The sequence below is a fragment of the Vogesella mureinivorans genome (assembly GCF_007644035.1).
Lineage (GTDB): Bacteria > Pseudomonadota > Gammaproteobacteria > Burkholderiales > Chromobacteriaceae > Vogesella > Vogesella mureinivorans.
The window spans coordinates 1-714 of the sequence record NZ_VMTV02000916.1; the positions used below are offsets into that span (position 1 = coordinate 1).

Sequence of the window (714 nt, forward strand, 5' to 3'; positions counted from 1 at the left end):
GGTGCGCGGCAGCTTGCAAGGGAAAGGTGGCAAGGCCTCGCGCAGGGTAGATACCAGGTTCTCCGCCTTGCTGGCGGTGCTGCTGTCCACCATCAGCCAGCTGCGGGTGTCGTCGATGTAGGCCATCACGCGGTTTGTCCGGGTGAATGCACGCGGCAGCAGGTCGTCTGTGATCTGCTCCTTGAGCGCCAGCTTTTCCTTGCGGCCAACCTTGCGCAGCTCACCGGCTTCGATTTCCGCCACCTTCTTATCCAGAAACTCGCGGATCACACCGGCTGGCAGCACCTTGTCTTCACGGCGCAGCGTCACAAGGCGATAGCCGCGTGCTTCATAAAGCGGGCCATCGATGTGGGCGGCCGGTGGCACCCAGCCTTCGCCGAACCAATCCAGACCACCAGGAGGCGTAAATGGCCGTGCGGCCAACCTTTCACGCAGCTTGTCGCTGTCGATTACAAACTCTGGCGACAGCTGAAAGAACGATAGTTGTTTGAAAAACATCAGGCGGCCTCCTCTGCATTGGCGATTCGCTCCAGGTGATGCTGCTGCAGCGTGGTGATGTGCATGCCCATGCCGAACGTTTTGTATCGGCCCTGCATGTCGTTGATGAAATTGCGGTCCCAGTCGCGGGCCGCGTTGAGCTCGGCGTCGGCCAGTAGCTTTTCCAGTCGCTTCTGCGAGTAGCGCTCACTGGCCGGCCGGCTGTTTCCGGGGCCG

The 714-nt window shown here is 61.1% G+C and carries 2 protein-coding genes; both read right to left on the reverse strand.

The window, feature by feature from the left end; translation table 11 throughout:
* Nucleotides 1–498: recombination-associated protein RdgC (locus FLQ44_RS21135; RefSeq protein ID WP_147695953.1), on the reverse strand; the 498-nt coding region annotated here is incomplete at its 3' end.
* Nucleotides 498–714, reverse strand: a 217-nt coding sequence (locus FLQ44_RS23880; RefSeq protein WP_170253053.1) for a hypothetical protein, incomplete at its 5' end; no start/stop codon positions are given. The genes FLQ44_RS21135 and FLQ44_RS23880, both read right to left, overlap by 1 nt.